Below are 16,194 nucleotides of genomic sequence, written 5' to 3'. Positions count from 1 at the left end.
TAAATGAGTTTGACGCCCTCGAAACCGCGGTGTACAAATGGTTTCGCAAGCACCTCGGTAGGTGAGGCGTCTGCATGGACACAGGCCACTGACCCCGAACGTCGAGAGACGCCCCGGGTCAGGACAGCTCTTCCCGGACCCAAGGGTTGAGCCCAAGTGGCTTCCGGGCCCATCGGCTCCGGATACGCCGTGCAGTGCCGAAGCTCCGACGAGAGGGGTGCGGCCGGCGGCACGCCGCCGGCATTCGGTTCCCTCCCGTTCCAGGTGACATGTGAGGACACCCGCGTGTGTCGTGGCCGTGAGGAGGTGAGGGCGAGATGAGTCCGGGCGATAGTCCACATCCGAAATCCGTTTTGTCCCGAACCGGTTTCGGCCTTCCTTCCGCCGCCTGAGCCTCGGCATCGCCGGCGACTCACCACGAGTTTCCGGGCCGCCGCTGATGCGCGAGCGCTTTTGACCGAGCCGATCGGGCCTCCGCAAAGGAGAAGATCATGGCTTTTGTTGTCACACAACGCGTTACCGGTCGCACCGGCGGGCGTGGGCGGGCGTTGCTCCGGTCGGCGCGGCTGCTGGCCACCAAGCTGCACGCGCGCAGCGCCCTGACTCCGCAGGAGCGGGCCAACCTGTACGTGTCGCGGATGCCCATCGCGGTGGTGACCGCGTCGCTGGGTGGACACCCCTCGACCGGGACGGGTTCCACGAGAACACGATGACGGTCTCGCCCGAGGCCGTGGGCGCCGTCCGCCCCGGCGATGCCGCCGCGCCAACGCATTCCGTCGTCGGCCACACCGGTGACATCGTCGGGGCATTCGGTCGCATCCGGCGCGACGGTGCCGGTGCCTTCGAGGCGGCCCGCTGGCGCCGGCTGCGCACTCTGCTGGTGATCACCGGCCCGGGGCTGATCGTGATGGTCGGCGACAACGACGCGGGCGGTGTCGCGACCTACGCGCAGGCCGGGCAGAACTATGGCATGGCGCTGCTCTGGACGCTGGCTCTGCTGATCCCAGTGCTGTACGTGAACCAGGAGATGGTGCTCCGGCTCGGCGCGGTCACCCGAATCGGCCACGCGCGGCTGATATTCGAGCGCTTCGGCAAGTTCTGGGGGGCGTTCAGCGTCGGTGACTTGCTGATCCTCAACGCCTTGACGATCGTCACCGAATTCATCGGCGTCGCGCTGGCGCTCGGTTTTCTGGGGTGCCCCAAGGTGGTCGCCATCCCGGCCGCCGCCGTCCTGCTGTTCGCGGTGGTGGCCGGGGGGTCGTTCCGCAGGTGGGAGGCTCTGATGTTCCTGCTCATCGCGGTGAACGTGCTGGTCATCCCGATGGTGCTGATGGTGCATCCGACCCTGAAAGGGGTTGCCGGCGGCCTGGTTCCGCGCTTCGCGGGCGGGGTCAACTCCACCGTGCTGCTGCTGGTGATCGCGATCGTGGGCACGACGGTGGCGCCCTGGCAACTGTTCTTCCAGCAGTCCAACGTGGTGGACAAACGCATCACCGGCCGCTGGATCGCTTACGCGCGAGCCGATTTGATGATCGGGATCGTCGTGGTGATGGTGGGTGCGACGGCACTGATGGCGGTCACCGCCTTTGGTTTGACGGGCGCGGGCCAGTTCACCGATGCCGGCGCGGTGGCGGCGGCGCTGTCGAAACACCTGGGCGGCACAGTCGGAACGCTCTTCGCGATCATCCTGCTCGATGCCTCGCTGATCGGGGCGAACGCGATCGGGTTGGCTACCACCTATGCGCTCGGGGACGCGATGGGCAAGCGGCACTCGCTGCACTGGAAGATCCGCGAAGCCCCTGTGTTCTATGGCGGGTATGCCCTGCTGCTCGCGGTGTCGGCGGCGGTGGCGTTCAGCCCGGATCACGTTCTCGGTCTGGTGACTCAGGGAGTGCAGGCCCTCGCCGGTGTCCTCCTGCCCTCGGCCACCGTCTTTTTGGTGCTGCTGTGCAACGACCGGGCGGTGCTGGGCCCGTGGGTGAACAGCGGGCGGCAGAACGTCGTCGCGTGGACCATCGTGTGGTCTCTGGTGCTGCTGTCGTTGGCGCTGACTGCGACGACGTTCTTCCCGACGCTGTCGACGTTCACTATCGAAATGGGCCTCGCGGTCGGCGCGGTGATCGGCGGGGTCGTCGGAGCCGCCGTGATCCTTGCCGGGCGCCGATACGCCGCGCTGCGCACCGGGGAAGCCGTCGCGTTCGACGGCGCCTCGGCGCTCAGGCGCGCCGAACGTCGCGCCCTCCGGCATCAGGATCGGCTGAACTGGCAGACCCCCGATCTCGCCGGCCTGGCCCGCCCGGCGATGTCGCCGATCAGGCGGGCGGGGCTGTTCACGCTGCGGGCCTATCTGGTCGTGGCGGTGGCGCTGGTCGTCGTGAAGATCGTGCAGACCGGCGTCGTGGGCCCGGCCGCCTCCTTGTGAGGCGTATCTTCGAGGGCACCCCGCTGCGGAAGGAAAGTCCATGGAGGTCGCCGGCATCGGTGTCGCCCGCGTCGCGCTCGCGACCGTCGTGGCCGGCGTGGCCCTCGCCGGGTGCGGCGGCAGCAACAACGCATCTCTGACGTCGTCCTCGCGTTCGGCCGCGCCCTTGACCAGTTCCAGCGTGGCCAGTCCGGCACCGGGCCAACCCACCGATTACAGCGCTTTGCTGATCAAGGTGACCGACATCGGCGGGGACCTGACCACCCCGCAGCCCCCGGTGCTGAACCCCAACAACGCACCGGGGGTGGCGCAGTTGTTCGCGAGCGCCGACAACAGCCGGCGGATCGGTGACACCATCCTGATCGTCGCCGACCCCGCGACGGCGGCCGCCGGAATCGACAACACCAAGACCAATTACGGCGGCAAGGTCAGCGGCACGTGGCAACCGGTCGACGTCGGCTCCAACGGGACGATGATCTCGGGTACCTCGCCCGACAACGCCCAAGCGGTGACGGTCCTGCTGTTCAGCGAGGGCAGGGCGCTGGTCAATCTCGAATTCGACAGCGCGGCAGGCGATCCGATCGATCCGGCGGTGGCCACCGATATCGGGCGTAAGCAGGACGCCGCCATCAGGAAGGGCCTGCCCGGCTAACCAAACGCCGGGACGGATTTGAGTAGTTTTGCGGATTCGGTCCGCCGGTGCGCCGCGCATGCTGGGTGGCATGACCATTCCCAACAGCATGTCCAAGACAACCGCCGCCTTCTTCGTGCAAGCCGCCGCAGCCTTCGGTATCAGCTTCGTCGCCGCGCTGGCCGGCATCTACTTCCTTCCCCTTGATGCTTGGCAGCGGCTGTTTCTCGGCATCACCTTCCTGTTCTTGGTGTCGAGCGCATTCACCCTGGCCAAGGTGATCCGCGACCAGCACGAAGCCGCGACCGTTCGGGTGCGTCTCGACGAAGCGCGCATCGAGAAACTGCTGGCCGACTACGACCCCCTCAACACCGCGAATTGAGTAGTACTACTCGCGCGCTACGCGTAGAACCGCTCGGGCGCGGGCGCACCCGAGCCGCGATGCTTAGTTCATGCCCACGCGCACCGGCGAACACCGTTTGGCGCCAACAATTTTCCGAAAGGTAGGTCTGTACTCCATGCCCGCTCTGGCAAGATTTCCCGACGTCGCCGAGGTCGCGGCCGCCACCCCGGCCGACCGCGATCGCGTCCTGGACGTCATCCGCATCACCTCGCTGGTCGGTGTGGTGCTCGGCCACACCGTGATGGCCATCAGCATGATCCGCGATCACGTGTTGATCTGGGACAACCTGCTGACCACGTCGGCATGGTTTCAGGCGGCGACCTGGATCCTGCAGATCATGCCGCTGTTCTTCTTCGCCGGCGCCGCGGCCTGCGCATCGTCGTGGTCGCCCGGGACCAACTGGGGTGACTGGCTGCTGAAACGCTGCACGCGGCTGTTTCGGCCGGTGTTCTACTACCTGGCCTTCTGGGCCGTGGTGTTGACGGTGCTTTACCGCCTTGTGCCGCAGCATGTTTACCAGCCGGTCGCGGGTGTGAGCACCCAGCTGTTGTGGTTCCTGGGCGCCTACGTGCTGGTGCTGGCCGCGATGCCGCTGTTGTACCGCGTCACCACCGCCGGGCGCCTGGCCGCGGGGGTGGCCGCCGTCTACGGGACGATCGCGGTCATCGACGCCTGCCGGCTGCACTGGCCGGCGCTGATGCCCCTGGGCTACCTCAACCTGGCCGTGTGGCTGATCCCGGCCATGTTCGGCATCGCCTACCGCCGCGGCCTGCTCGCCGGCCGCGCCGCACTGGTCGTGGCAGCCACCTTCTTCGCCGTGGACGTCGCGCTCGTGCAGTGGGGGCCGTACCAGATCAGCATGGTGGGCACCGGTGATCACCAGCTGTCCAACACCAGCCCGCCGTCGCTGCTGCTGGCCGGGCACGCAATCATCCTGAGCGCCTTGGCGATCGCCGCCGCGCCGGCGATCTCTCGCTGGGCCCAACGACCCCGGGTGTGGTGGTGGACCGCGATCGGCAACTCCGGCGCGATGACGCTGTACTTGTGGCACATGCCCGTGTTGCTGGGCGTGCACCTGGCCTTCGACTACCTCGGTTGGCCTCGTTACCCGGGGGCCCACGATTTCCTCGCCGTGAGCCTGGCTCAGGTGCTCGTCGTGGTCGGGGTGGTGGCGGTGCTGTTCGTCGCGCTGCGGCCGCTGGAGAACAACCCGCTGTCCGGTTGGGACGGCGCCCCCACGGTCACCGCCCGCGGGCGGGGGACGGTCATCGGTGCGCTGTTGTGCGTGGCGGGCGTCGCGATCCTGGCCGCCATCAGGTGGGGTCTCAAAGACGACGGCCTGGTCTGCATGGCGGTGATGGTGACCGCGCTGGTTGCCGCCCGCGCGGTGACCGCGGCACCGGCGCAGCGCCGCACAACAATTGGTGGATAGGCGAGGGATCCGATGACCCGCGGGGCAGTCGTGCCGCGCGGGTCACGGCTCCTCATCGAGGCCATGCTCGATGGCGTAACGGGCCAGCTCCACCCGGTTGGCGACCTGCAGCTTGCGAAAGGTCGCCTGGACGTGGTTTTCCACCGTGCGGTGGCTGAGCGAGAGCCGCTGGGCGATCTGCTTGGCGGACAGCCCCTTTGCGACGAAGCGCAACACCTCGGTCTCGCGTGCGGTGAGGGCGGGCCGAGCGGGACCGTCATCCTTACTCTGGGCGATCCGGCGGTACTCACCCAGCACCAGCCCGGCCAGGCTGGGGGTGAACACGGCGCGGCCCTCGGCCGTGGCCGTCACCGCCTGCGTCAGTTCGGCTTTGGATGCGCTCTTGACGAGGTATCCGGTCGCGCCGGCTTTGACGGCCTCCAAGACATCCTCGCGCTCGTCGGACGCCGACAGCACCAGCACCCTGGACGACGGGGAGACCGCCAACACCGCGGCGGTCGCCTGCGCGCCGTCGCCGTCGGGCAGTTGCATATCCATCACGACCACGTCGGGCTTGACCACGCTCGCCCGCCGCTGGGCGGCGGCCACGCCGTCGGCGGTGGCGACCACGGTGAAACCCTCGTCGGCCAGGTCGCGGGCGACCGCGTCGCGCCAGATCGGATGGTCGTCGACGACCATCACCGTCGTGGTCACCGCCCCGGTCATCGGGTCCCTTTGCGCGGCACGCACAGCTCCCACTCGGTGCCCTCCCCGGGTTCGCTGTGCAGTTGGGCGGTGCCGCCCAGCGAGTCCAGCCTGCCGACGATGGATTGGGAAATGCCAAGGCGCCCTTGGCCGGCCGCCTCCGCGAGGCGACCCGCGGCGATTCCCACCCCGTCGTCGCGGACGCTCACCAGCACCGAGTCGCCGAGGTCTTCGACGAGCACGAACGCGCGGGCGCCGGGGCCGGCGTGCGCGCGCACGTTGTCCAGCGCGTTGCCCACGGCCGCGTCGAGCTCGGTACCCACGAAGCGCGGCAAGGGCACCGGCGTCGGGGGCAGGCTCAGTGACACCCGGTCGGACTCCCGGCGGCGCAGCAGGCTGCTCAGGTCGATCGTCGCGCCGTCGGCGCCCGGATCGATGTCCGTGCAGGCGAGCCAGCGCCGCAGGGCGCGCTCCTGCTCGCTGGCTAGGTCGGCCAGTTCGGCTGTGGCGCCGCCGATTTCGTGGCCCTTCTTGGCCACCAGGGCCAGCACCTGGATAGCGCCGTCGTGGACTTCGCGGGACAAGCGGTCCCGTTCCTGCACGGCGGCGGTCAATCGGGCCGCCCGTTGCAGCTCGTCGTGGGCGCGCCGCGCGGTCTGGGCGGCCATCCCGATCGCCATCCCGATGGCGAGTTCGATTATGGCGGTGGCGTTATGACCCAGGTTGAGGGCGAGGTAGTTCTTGACCGCGAAGTTGGTGGCCATCACCACCAGTCCGGTCAACATCCCTCCCGCGGGGCCGAACTGGATGGCGGCCGAAATCGTGGGGTTGCTGGCCCACAACGTCGTCGGCCACGTTTGGTTCTCGGCCGCCCAGTGCGGGTCGGCGACGATGGTGTTCGACGACATGAGCAGCACGACAATCACGATCTCGGCGAGCACCCAGGAGGGCCTGCGCCCGAACCCGCGCAAGTAGGCCACCGCGCAGGCCGCGCTCCATCCGATCAGCACCGCGAACAGCGCCCACCCCAGCGCGGGCCGGCGCAGATCGGGATTGACGGCTATCTGAAATCCGGTCGCGTAGATACAGCTCAGCAGCCGAAACACCTGTGCCGCACGCCAAAGCGGCGTAGTGGGATCCAGGCCGTTTCTCGCCATCACGGGAGGCCGGGAGTCCGCCGGGCCGGTGTCAGGCGACGACTTGGATCGGATCGCCGATGTTCACCTGGTTGAAGTACCAGGCGGCGTTGTCCGGGCTGAGATTGATGCAGCCGTGGCTCACGTTGGCGTAGCCCTGGGAGTCGACCGACCAGGGTGCCGAATGCACGTAGACACCGCTCCAGGTGACTCGGACGGCGTATTGGGCGGTGATCTTGTATCCCTCGGGCGAACTCAGCGGGATGCCGATGGTCCGCGAATCCATCACCACCGAGCGCTCCTTCTCCAGGGCGGTGAAGTTGCCGATCGGGGTGGGCCGGCTGGGCTTGCCCATCGAGGCGGGCATGGTGCGCAGCACTTCGCCGTTGCGGCTGACGGTGAAGGTGTGGCCGGACAGGCTGGCGACCCCGAGCAGCGCATCTCCGGTGTCAAAACCCGTCGTCAGGGCCTGGATGCCGACCGAGACGTGGGTGTGGGTGGGCCAGTACTGGTTCGGCACCCACTGCACCACGTTGTTCTCGACCCACTCGAAGTGTCCGGGCGTGTTGCTGGGCGAAGTGACGTGGATCGACCGCTCCGCGGCGGCGCGATCGCTGACCGGCGCACTGAACCGCACCACGACCGGGTGCGCCACGCCCACGGTCGCGCCGTTAGCCGGCAAAACCGAGGCAACGACGGGCGCGGGCTGCGGTACCGGCATCGACGCGTGGCTGCGGCCGGGCGATGCGACCAGACCCATTGCTGTGATCGCGACCATAACAAATAGATAACGAACACCTCGACGCATAGCGCCCGCCCTTCGAGATGGTGCGATTGACACGACTGTATTCTACCGGTTGTTCCCCCGTTACCGCTTTCAGCAAACTTTCTCGGCCTCGCCAGGTCATGTTCGGCGTGATCACCGTGGACTCTTGGGGGTTCGGTGCCAGCACAGGTGCTTCGGCAACGGACCGGGCCGCCGGACTGGCTGGCGCGCCGTCGACCCGCTAGCCTCAGCAAAATCCCGGAGCCCGAGGAGGTGCGGGTGCTCTTCCGTCAGCTGGAGTACTTCGTCGCGGTCGCCCAGGAGCGCCATTTCGCGCGGGCCGCCGAGAAGTGCTTCGTGTCGCAACCCGCGCTGTCCGCCGCGATCGCGAAGCTGGAACGGGAACTGAACGTCACGCTGATCAATCGTGGGCACAGCTTCGAGGGCCTGACGCCCGAAGGCGAGCGGTTGGTGGTGTGGGCCAGGCGCATTCTCGCCGAGCACGACGCCTTCAAGGCCGAGGTGCACGCGGTTCGGTCAGGCATCACCGGCATGTTGCGGCTGGGCACGGTCCCCACCGCGTCGACGACGGCCTCTTTGGTGCTGTCGGCGTTCTGTTCGGCGCACCCACTGGCCAAGGTGCATATCCTTTCCCGACTGGCGGGCAGCGAACTGTACCGGCGGCTGCGGGAATTCGAACTGGACGCCGCGATCGTGCACGCCGCGCCCGACGAGGCCCACGACGTTAATTTCGTGCCGCTGTACACGGAGCACTATGTGCTGTTGTCGCCGGCGGACATGTTGGGGTCCGCCGCCCCGACGATGACCTGGCCCGAGGCCGCACAGTTGCCGCTGGCGTTGCTCGCGCCCGAGATGAGGGACCGCCAGATCATCGACAAGGCCTTCGCCGACCACGCCATCGAAGTGGCTCCGCAGGTCGAAACCGATTCCGTCGCTTCGCTTTTCGCTCAGGTCGCCGCGGGGAACTGGGCATGCATCGTTCCGCACACCTGGTTGTGGAGCTCGCCGCTGGGCCCGGAGGTCCGCGCGGTGCGGATGGTGGATCCCGTGCTCACCGCCGACGTCGCCCTGGCCACCAACGCCGCCGGACCCGGATCGCCGATCGCCCGCGCGCTCGCCGCATGCGCCGCGGGGCTATCGCTGGACGAGTTCTTCGACGCGCAGTTATCGCGCATCACCCATCGACTTTGACCTTCACGCGGCCGACGCCTTGCTGGTGGGGTTCAGGCTCGCCAGGTGCCCGCTTTCCACCCCGGCCGCGGGGTCGAGCTCGCAGTCGATGATCGACGGCGTGCGCGCGGCGATCGCCTCGGACAGCGCGGACCGCAACTCCGCCGGGGTCCTGACGTGATAACCCTTGCCGCCGAAGGCCTCCGCGATCAGCTCGTGACGCGCGCGCGCGTTCAGCACGGTGGGCGCCGGGTCGGTTCCGTTGGGGGCTTCATCGCCGCGGTAGACGCCGCCGTTGTTGAGAATGACGACGGTCACCGGCAGCCGGTAGCGGCAGATGGTCTCGATTTCCATGCCGCTGAAGCCGAATGCGCTGTCACCCTCGATCGCGACCACGGGTTCGCCCGTCTCGACGGCGGCGGCGATGGCGTACCCCATGCCGATGCCCATCACGCCCCAGGTTCCCGTGTCCAGCCGGTGCCGCGGCAGCTCCATGCCGATGACGTTGCGGGCCAGGTCCAGCGCGTTGGCGCCCTCGTTGACCACATAAACGCCCGGATTCTCCTGCAGCACCGCGCGAATGGCGCCCAGCGCGTTGTAAAAGTGCATGGGGTGGGGGTCTTCGGCCAACCGCTCCCGCATCTTGGCGTCGTTGCGGGAGGTGCGCTCGGTCAGCTCTTCGGTCCAATCCGCCGGCACCGTGATGCGATGGGTGGCCAGGCCGTCGCGCAGCGCCGACATCACCGAGCCGATGTCGCCGACCAGGGGCGCCGCGATCGGCTGATTGCTGTCGAATTCGGACGGGGCGATATCGACTTGCAAGAACTTGGCGTCCGCGGACCATTGCGGCGAATCCCCGTGGCCGAGCAGCCAATTCAATCGCGCGCCGACCAGCAACACGACGTCCGCGCGTGCGACCGCCAGCGAGCGCGCCGCCGCCGCGGACTGCGGGTGGGAATCCGGCAGCAGCCCCTTGGCCATCGACATCGGCAGGAACGGAATCCCGCTCGCCTCGACGAAATCACGAATCACGTTGTCCGCCTGGGCGTATGCCGCGCCCTTGCCGAGCACGATCAGCGGCCGCTGCGCTTGCGCCAGCACCTGCAGCGCGCGCTCGACCGCCTCGGGTGCCGGTGGCTGCCGGGGCGCGGGGTCGACGACCCGCCAGACGGTGTCCGCCCCGGCCGCCGCGTCCATGGCCTGCCCCAACACCTCACCGGGAATGTCGAGGTACACCCCGCCGGGCCGGCCGGAGACGGCGGTGCGGACGGCGCGCGCCACGCCGCGCCCGATGTCCTCCACCCGGCTGATGCGATAGGCCGCCTTCGCGAATGGCCGCGCGGCGTTGAGCTGGTCGAGGTCCTGGTAGTCACCGCGCTGCAAGTCGACCAGCGCGCGATTGCTGGAGCCCGAGATCTGAATCATCGGAAAGCAGTTCGCGGTGGCGTTGGCGAGCGCCGGCAACCCGTTGAGGAAACCGGGCCCGGACGTCGTGAGGCAGACGCCCGGCCGGCGGGTCAGGAATCCCGCCGCGGCCGCGGCGTTGCCGGCCGAGGTCTCCTGCCGGAAGCCGATGTAGCGGATCCCGGACGCCTGCGCGACGCGGGCGAGGTCGGTGATCGGGATGCCGACGATCCCGTAGATGGTGTCCACGTCGTTGGCCTTGAGCGCCTCGGCCACCAGGTGGAAGCCGTCGATCAAACGCGCGGACTCGGGCGCCTGGTCTGCAGATGCCGAAACTGCGGTCATGGTGGCGGCTCCTCGCGTGTGGTTCTTGAAGTATGCGTCGGCCCTTACTCTGACGCGCCCGCCCGGCCGGTGTCCAAGACCGCGCCGCTATGCAGCGATTCATCCCATCTATCGGGGCTGTTCAATGCCGTTATGGGCGCGTCGATAGCCGGCGGTTATCGGACGTGAGTGAATCGATATTGGACGCGCCGCCACGCCGCCCGGCATGGTTCGAGCAGATGATGGTGACGAGGGAAAGGGAGCGCGGCGATGGGGACTGAGACGATCACCGGCGGCGACGGGACGACGCAGACTGCGGGACCCCGCATCGCCGACCTTGTCCAGGACGCGGCACGTCGATACCCGGAGGCGCCCGCGCTTGTCGTCAGCGCCGATCGGATCCCGGTCAGCTATCGCGAGCTACTCCGATTGGTGGAGGACCTGGCCGGGCAGCTGACGCGGGGCGGCCTCCTGCCGGGTGACCGCGTCGCGCTGCGCTTCGCGAGCAACGCCGAGTTCGTCGCGGGGCTGCTGGCGGCTTCGCGGGCCGACCTGGTCGCGGTCCCGCTGGATCCGGCCCTGCCGGTCGGGGAGCAGCGCGCCCGCAGCGAGGCGGTGGGGGCCCGGGCGGTGCTGATCGACGGTGACGCGCCCGACGACGAAGGGCTCCTGCCCTGGTGGCCGCTCGCGGTGACGGTCCGCGACGCCGAAGGCGCCGCCACGGTGCGCCTGGACGGCGGCGCGGCTCCCGCACAACACTTTTCGACACCCGAGGGCCTTCGTGACGACGACGCGATGATCATGTTCACCGGCGGCACCACCGGGGTGCCGAAGATGGTGCCCTGGACCCGCGGCAACCTGGCGGCCTCGGTGCGGGCCATCGTCGCCGGATACGGGCTCGGGCCCGCGGACGCCACCGTTGCCGTGATGCCGCTCTACCACGGCCACGGGCTGCTGGCCGCGCTGCTCGCGACCCTGGCCTCCGGGGGCGCGGTGCTGCTGCCGGCGCGCGGACGGTTCTCGGCGCACACCTTCTGGGACGACATCGATGCGGTCGGCGCCACCTGGTACACGGCCGTCCCGACCATCCACCAGATCTTGTTGGAGCGGGCCGAAACCGACCGACCCGGCAACGCGGCATTGAGGTTCATCCGCAGTTGCAGCGCGCCCCTGACGGCCGAGACGGCGCAGGCGCTGCAGGGCGCCTTCTCGGCGCCGGTGGTGTGCGCCTTCGGCATGACCGAAGCCACCCACCAGGTCGCGACGACCGAGATCGGTCACACCGAAAACCCGGCTGCCACACCGGGTCTCGTGGGCCGCTCGACCGGACCGGAGATTCGGATCGTCGGCCCCGACGGCCGCCCGGTGCCGGCGGGTGAGGTCGGGGAGGTCTGGCTGCACGGGCCGAGCGTGGTCCGCGGTTACCTCGGCGACCCGGCGATCACCGCCGCCAACTTCACCGACGGGTGGCTCCGCACCGGCGACCTCGGAACGCTTTCGGCGGCGGGCGAACTCGTCATCCGCGGCCGGATCAAGGAACTCATCAACCGGGGCGGGGAGAAGATCTCCCCGGAACGCGTCGAGGGCGTGCTGGGCAACCACCCCGACGTGCTGGAGGTGGCCGTCTTCAGCGTGCCGGACAGGCTGTACGGCGAGGCGGTGGCGGCGGTGATCGTGCCGCGGGGGTCCGCCGCGCCGACCGCGGAGGAACTCGCGGCGTTCGCCAGCGACCGGCTGGCCCCCTTCGAGGTGCCGGCCAGCTTCCAGCAGGCGACGGAGCTACCGCACACCGCGAAGGGCTCGCTGGACCGTCGCGCCGTCGCGCAGCGGTTCGGCGGCGGGGCGTAACGCCTCAGACGCCGGCCTTCACGCGGGTGGCCGCGGCCTCCGGCATGGGTTCATAGCGGGCGAAGCCACGAGTGAACGACGCGGCCCCGTGGGCCAGTGACCGCAAGTCGATCGCGTAGCGCGTCAACTCCACCTGGGGCACCTCGGCTTTGACCAGCGTGCGTTCGTTGCCCGCGGTGTCGGTGCCCAGCACGCGACCGCGGCGACCCGACAGGTCGCCCATCACCGCGCCGACGAAGTCGTCGGGCACCAGCACCGAGATCTCGTCGATGGGCTCGAGCAGGCTGACCTTCGTCGCCGCGGCGGCCTCCCGCGGCGCCAGCGCGCCCGCCGCCTGGAACGCGAAGTCCGACGAATCCACGCTGTGCGCCTTGCCGTCGAGCAGGGTCACCCGAATGTCGACGACGGGATAGCCGGCGTGCACGCCCTTTTCCATCTGCGCGCGCACACCCTTCTCCACGCTCGGGATGAATTGCCGGGGCACCGCGCCGCCGACCACCTTGTCGAGGAACTCGAATCCGGAGCCCTCCGGCAGCGGCTCCACTTCGATGTCGCACACCGCGTACTGACCGTGGCCGCCGGACTGCTTGACATGGCGGCCGTGCCCTTTTGCTTTGCCGCCGAACGTTTCTCGCAGCGGCACCCGGAGTTCCACGGTGTCGACGGTGACGCCGTACCGGTTGGCCAGCGCGTCGAGGACCACGCCGGCGTGGGCCTCGCCCATGCACCACAACACGATCTGGTGGGTTTCTTGATTCTGCTCGATCCGCAGCGTGGGGTCCTCGGCGGCCAGCCGGCCCAGCCCCACCGACAGCTTGTCCTCGTCGGTCTTGGCGTGCGCCTGGATGGCGACCGGGAGCAGGGGCTCGGGCATCGTCCACGGTCTCAGCACCAGCGGCTCGGCCTTGTCGGAAAGGGTGTCCCCGGTCTCGGCCCGGCTGAGCTTGCCGATCGCGCAGATGTCGCCCGCGACCACGGCCTGGGCGGGGCGTTGCTGCTTGCCGAGCGGGAAGGACAGCACTCCGACGCGTTCGTCTTCGTCGTGGTCGGGATGCGTGTGGCCGTTCCCGTTGACCGCGCCGAAGAACGACGCGAAATGGCCCGACACATGAACCGTCGTGTCGGGCCTGATGGTCCCGGAGAAGACCCGGACCAGGCTGAGCCGTCCGACGTAGGGGTCCGACGTCGTCTTCACCACCTCGGCCAGCAGCGGCGCGTCGGGGTCGCAGGTCAGGGTCGCGTGGGTGGCGCCCTGCGGCGTAAACACCTCCGGCAGCGGGTGTTCCATCGGCGACGGGAATCCGCGGGTGGCGACCTCCAGCAATTCCAGGGTGCCGACGCCGGTGCTGCTGCAGACCGGGATCACCGGGAAGAACGACCCGCGGGCGACGGCCCGCTCCAGGTCCTCGATGAGCACCGCCTCGTCGATGGATTCACCGCCGAGGTAGCGATCCATCAGCGACTCGTCCTCCGATTCCTCGATGATGCCCTCGATCAGGGTGCCGCGGGCCTCCTCGATCCGATCGGCGTCGGACGGGTCGGGCAGTTGCATGGTCCGCTTGCCGCCGGCGTATTGGTACCGGGTCTGCGACAGCAACCCGATCAGGCCTTCACAGGACGGCAGGTGAGTCGGCAGGTACAGCGGTAACACCTTGTCGCCGAACGCATTCTGCGCGGCGGCCAGCGCCTCGGAGTAGTTGGCGCGGGTGTGGTCGAGCTTGGTGATCACCACGGCGCGCGGCATGCCGACCTGATCGCATTCCTGCCACAGCGATTTGGTGGGCTCGTCGACGCCCTCGTTGGCGGCGATCACGAACAGCGCGCAATCCGCGGCGCGCAGGCCGGCCCGCAGCTCGCCGACGAAATCCGCGTACCCGGGGGTGTCGACCAGATTGATCTTGATGCCGTCGTGCGCCAGCGAGGCGACGGCCAGCCCGACGGACCGCTGTTGGCGGATCTCGGCGTCGTCGTAGTCGCACACCGTGCTGCCGTCGGTGACGGAGCCCGCCCTGGTGAGCACCCCGCCGGCGACCAACAGCGCCTCGACCAGGGTGGTCTTGCCGCCGCCCGACGGGCCGACCAGGACGATGTTGCGCACATCGCCGGGACCGTTCGCGGTGGGAGCGGCCGCTGCGCCCTGGGAAGCATTCGCCTTGTCCGCCATGCCGTTCCTCCAGTTCTCCGCCATCGCCCGTGCGCCGGCGCGGTGTGCGCTAGCTCACAGGGCCACAAGCAACTTTTCCCCCAACCGCGGCCCAACACAAGGCCACGGGACGGCCACAATTGCGCCGGCCGTCAGGCGTGCCAGCTCGACCAGCGGCGCACGGCGATCGCGATCACCGGCCCGTCCAGCGGAACAGTTTGGTACTGGGGGTATTTGGCGCGCAGCAGCCGATATGCCGCCGCCGTCGCCGCGCCGCCGGTGTGGATGGTGGCCGCACCGTCGGCCCGAACCCACCACAACCGCGTCCAGTCATCGGCGTAGTGGTCGACCAGCAGGCTCACGTGCGGGTTCTCTTCGATGTTGGCCAGCCGGCGCAGCCGCCGCGTCGTCTTGGGTTTGGCGTCGACGGCGGTGTACACCACGTCGGGCGAATCCCCGGCTACCGCGAATACCACCGGCACTAGGTGGGGGAGACCGTCGGGCGTGATCGTGCCCAGTCGGGCCACCGGGGATTGGCTGAACCTGGCCTGGGGGTCGAATTCGCCCACCGTGTCAGCCTAGGCGCGGAACGCAACCTAGCCACTGCCATGAATAGCTACCTGCATTACGGTTATATACAGACAATTGTGCCGCCCAGAATCGCAAGGCCGGGGCAGCTTGGTGTTACCGCGACGCAGGAAGGGTGACGGGATGAGCAAATCGCACCACCGCTCCGTCTGGTGGTCATGGTTGGTCAGCGTGTTGGCGGCGGTCGGACTGGGCCTCGGTTTGGGCACCGTGCCGGCGGCCGCGTCGCCGTTCACCGCGCCGCAGGCTCCCCTTGACCCGGCGGCATTGGCCGGCCAGGTGGGGCCGCAGGTGGTCAACATCAACACCAAGTTCGGCTACAACAACGCGGTGGGCGCCGGCACCGGCATCGTCATCGACCCCAACGGCGTCGTGCTGACCAACAACCACGTCATCTCCGGGGCGACGGACATCAGCGCGTTCGACGTCGGCAACGGGCAGACGTACGCCGTCGACGTCGTCGGCTACGACCGCAGCCAGGACATCGCGGTGCTGCAGCTTCGCGGGGCGGCCGGGCTGCCGACCGCCGCGATCGGCGGCGGGGTCTCGGTAGGCGAGCCGGTGGTCGCGATGGGCAACGCCGGCGGCCAGGGCGGAACGCCCAGCGCCGTGTCCGGCAAGGTCATCGCGCTCAACCAGTCCGTCTCGGCGACCGACACCCTGACCGGCGCGAACGAGTCGCTGGGCGGCCTGATCCAGGCCGACACGCCGATCCGGCCCGGGGATTCGGGTGGCCCGCTGGTGAACAACGCCGGGCAGGTCGTCGGCGTGAACACCGCCGCCACCGACAACTACAAGATGTCGGGCGGCGGGCAGGGCTTCGCCATCCCGATCGGCCGGGCGATGGGCGTGGCCGGCCAGATCCGCTCGGGCGCCGGCTCGAACACCGTGCACATCGGTCCCACCGCCTTCCTCGGCCTGGGCGTGACCGACAGCAACGGCAACGGCGCGCGCGTCGAGCGGGTGGTCACCGGCGGCCCCGCCGCGTCGGCCGGGATCTCACCCGGTGACGTCATCACCGGCGTCGACAACGTCGCGATCACCGGGGCCACGTCGATGACGGACGTGCTGGTCCCGCACCACCCCGGGGACAACATCGCGGTCCACTACCGCTCCGCCGGTGGCGGCGACCGCACCACGAATGTGACGCTGGCGGACGGACCTCCGGCCTGACGCCCGCGCCGATCACCCCCGACTGGCGGCCAAATGGCTTGCCAGCGGG

The 16,194-nt window shown here is 69.1% G+C and carries 14 protein-coding genes and 1 riboswitch; of the genes, 8 read left to right on the top strand and 6 right to left on the bottom strand.

Translation table 11 applies throughout. From position 1 onward, the window contains the following. Positions 1 to 46: 46 nt before the first annotated feature. Positions 47 to 224, top strand: a riboswitch (M-box (ykoK) riboswitch). Between the two features lie 267 nt (positions 225 to 491). The 5 genes from A5730_RS24715 to A5730_RS13075 all read left to right on the top strand — a co-directional run bounded on the left by A5730_RS24715 (position 492) and on the right by A5730_RS13075 (position 4,888). Continuing rightward, positions 492 to 713, top strand: a complete 222-nt coding sequence (locus A5730_RS24715; RefSeq protein ID WP_156745796.1) for a hypothetical protein — start codon at positions 492 to 494, stop codon at positions 711 to 713. After that, positions 710 to 2,422, top strand: a complete 1,713-nt coding sequence (locus A5730_RS13090; protein WP_082946820.1) for an NRAMP family divalent metal transporter — start codon at positions 710 to 712, stop codon at positions 2,420 to 2,422. Before A5730_RS24715 ends, A5730_RS13090 begins: the two co-directional genes overlap by 4 nt. Before the next feature lie 40 nt (positions 2,423 to 2,462). Then, entirely contained in the window at positions 2,463 to 3,074 is a 612-nt protein-coding gene (locus A5730_RS13085) for a hypothetical protein (protein WP_067900725.1), read from the top strand. A 70-nt stretch (positions 3,075 to 3,144) separates the two neighbouring features. Then, positions 3,145 to 3,435 (top strand): YiaA/YiaB family inner membrane protein, encoded by a 291-nt coding sequence (locus tag A5730_RS13080; protein ID WP_067901093.1) that lies wholly within the window; start codon positions 3,145 to 3,147, stop codon positions 3,433 to 3,435. A 136-nt stretch (positions 3,436 to 3,571) separates the two neighbouring features. Further along, positions 3,572 to 4,888 carry an acyltransferase gene (locus tag A5730_RS13075; protein ID WP_067900722.1) on the top strand — a complete coding sequence of 439 codons (1,317 nt, stop codon included), beginning with the start codon at positions 3,572 to 3,574 and terminating at the stop codon, positions 4,886 to 4,888. A 42-nt stretch (positions 4,889 to 4,930) separates the two neighbouring features. On the opposite strand, the gene A5730_RS13070 is transcribed toward A5730_RS13075, so the two are convergent. The 3 genes from A5730_RS13070 to A5730_RS13060 are packed head-to-tail and all read right to left on the bottom strand — an operon-like array spanning position 4,931 to position 7,516. Then, on the bottom strand, positions 4,931 to 5,593 hold the full coding sequence (locus tag A5730_RS13070; protein ID WP_067822496.1) for a response regulator transcription factor: 663 nt from the start codon (positions 5,591 to 5,593) through the stop codon (positions 4,931 to 4,933). Beyond that, on the bottom strand, positions 5,590 to 6,729 hold the full coding sequence (gene macS, locus A5730_RS13065; protein ID WP_067900719.1) for a MacS family sensor histidine kinase: 1,140 nt from the start codon (positions 6,727 to 6,729) through the stop codon (positions 5,590 to 5,592). Before macS ends, A5730_RS13070 begins: the two co-directional genes overlap by 4 nt. Before the next feature lie 31 nt (positions 6,730 to 6,760). Continuing rightward, entirely contained in the window at positions 6,761 to 7,516 is a 756-nt protein-coding gene (locus tag A5730_RS13060; RefSeq protein ID WP_067900716.1) for a L,D-transpeptidase family protein, read from the bottom strand. A 237-nt stretch (positions 7,517 to 7,753) separates the two neighbouring features. Between A5730_RS13060 and A5730_RS13055 the strand changes: the two genes are divergently transcribed. Then, positions 7,754 to 8,686 (top strand): LysR family transcriptional regulator, encoded by a 933-nt coding sequence (locus tag A5730_RS13055; RefSeq protein ID WP_067901091.1) that lies wholly within the window; start codon positions 7,754 to 7,756, stop codon positions 8,684 to 8,686. Between the two features lie 3 nt (positions 8,687 to 8,689). On the opposite strand, the gene oxc is transcribed toward A5730_RS13055, so the two are convergent. Next, positions 8,690 to 10,414: an oxalyl-CoA decarboxylase gene (gene oxc, locus A5730_RS13050; protein ID WP_067900713.1), complete on the bottom strand. Its 1,725-nt coding sequence runs from the start codon at positions 10,412 to 10,414 to the stop codon at positions 8,690 to 8,692. A gap of 249 nt (positions 10,415 to 10,663) precedes the next feature. Between oxc and A5730_RS13045 the strand changes: the two genes are divergently transcribed. Further along, entirely contained in the window at positions 10,664 to 12,241 is a 1,578-nt protein-coding gene (locus A5730_RS13045) for a FadD7 family fatty acid--CoA ligase (protein WP_067900711.1), read from the top strand. A gap of 4 nt (positions 12,242 to 12,245) precedes the next feature. On the opposite strand, the gene A5730_RS13040 is transcribed toward A5730_RS13045, so the two are convergent. Together A5730_RS13040 and A5730_RS13035 are read right to left on the bottom strand one after the other, a co-directional pair. Then, positions 12,246 to 14,405, bottom strand: a complete 2,160-nt coding sequence (locus A5730_RS13040; protein ID WP_067900706.1) for an elongation factor G-like protein EF-G2 — start codon at positions 14,403 to 14,405, stop codon at positions 12,246 to 12,248. A 131-nt stretch (positions 14,406 to 14,536) separates the two neighbouring features. Continuing rightward, positions 14,537 to 14,953 carry a TIGR03668 family PPOX class F420-dependent oxidoreductase gene (locus A5730_RS13035; protein WP_067900703.1) on the bottom strand — a complete coding sequence of 139 codons (417 nt, stop codon included), beginning with the start codon at positions 14,951 to 14,953 and terminating at the stop codon, positions 14,537 to 14,539. A 142-nt stretch (positions 14,954 to 15,095) separates the two neighbouring features. On the opposite strand from A5730_RS13035, the gene A5730_RS13030 reads away from it, so the two are divergent. Further along, a complete protein-coding gene (locus A5730_RS13030) occupies positions 15,096 to 16,145 on the top strand; it encodes a S1C family serine protease (RefSeq protein WP_067900700.1) in 1,050 nt (349 codons plus the stop codon). The last annotated feature ends 49 nt before the right edge of the window (positions 16,146 to 16,194 follow it).

This window comes from Mycobacterium sp. ACS4054 (genome assembly GCF_001667275.1).
Classification (GTDB): Bacteria; Actinomycetota; Actinomycetes; order Mycobacteriales; family Mycobacteriaceae; genus Mycobacterium.
Note: the sequence above shows the minus strand (reverse complement) of the source record. Positions and strands in the feature narration are given on the sequence as shown.

What these genes read in the sequence shown, in the direction of transcription:
- A5730_RS13045 (WP_067900711.1), top strand. Translation starts at nt 10,664, where the DNA reads ATGGGGACTGAGACGATCACCGGCGGCGACGGGACGACGCAGACTGCG.
- A5730_RS13030 (WP_067900700.1), top strand. Translation starts at nt 15,096, where the DNA reads ATGAGCAAATCGCACCACCGCTCCGTCTGGTGGTCATGGTTGGTCAGC.
- macS (WP_067900719.1), bottom strand. Translation starts at nt 6,729, where the DNA reads ATGGCGAGAAACGGCCTGGATCCCACTACGCCGCTTTGGCGTGCGGCA.
- A5730_RS13080 (WP_067901093.1), top strand. Translation starts at nt 3,145, where the DNA reads ATGACCATTCCCAACAGCATGTCCAAGACAACCGCCGCCTTCTTCGTG.
- A5730_RS13040 (WP_067900706.1), bottom strand. Translation starts at nt 14,405, where the DNA reads ATGGCGGACAAGGCGAATGCTTCCCAGGGCGCAGCGGCCGCTCCCACC.
- A5730_RS13070 (WP_067822496.1), bottom strand. Translation starts at nt 5,593, where the DNA reads ATGACCGGGGCGGTGACCACGACGGTGATGGTCGTCGACGACCATCCG.
- oxc (WP_067900713.1), bottom strand. Translation starts at nt 10,414, where the DNA reads ATGACCGCAGTTTCGGCATCTGCAGACCAGGCGCCCGAGTCCGCGCGT.
- A5730_RS13060 (WP_067900716.1), bottom strand. Translation starts at nt 7,516, where the DNA reads ATGCGTCGAGGTGTTCGTTATCTATTTGTTATGGTCGCGATCACAGCA.
- A5730_RS13085 (WP_067900725.1), top strand. Translation starts at nt 2,463, where the DNA reads ATGGAGGTCGCCGGCATCGGTGTCGCCCGCGTCGCGCTCGCGACCGTC.
- A5730_RS13090 (WP_082946820.1), top strand. Translation starts at nt 710, where the DNA reads ATGACGGTCTCGCCCGAGGCCGTGGGCGCCGTCCGCCCCGGCGATGCC.
- A5730_RS13075 (WP_067900722.1), top strand. Translation starts at nt 3,572, where the DNA reads ATGCCCGCTCTGGCAAGATTTCCCGACGTCGCCGAGGTCGCGGCCGCC.
- A5730_RS24715 (WP_156745796.1), top strand. Translation starts at nt 492, where the DNA reads ATGGCTTTTGTTGTCACACAACGCGTTACCGGTCGCACCGGCGGGCGT.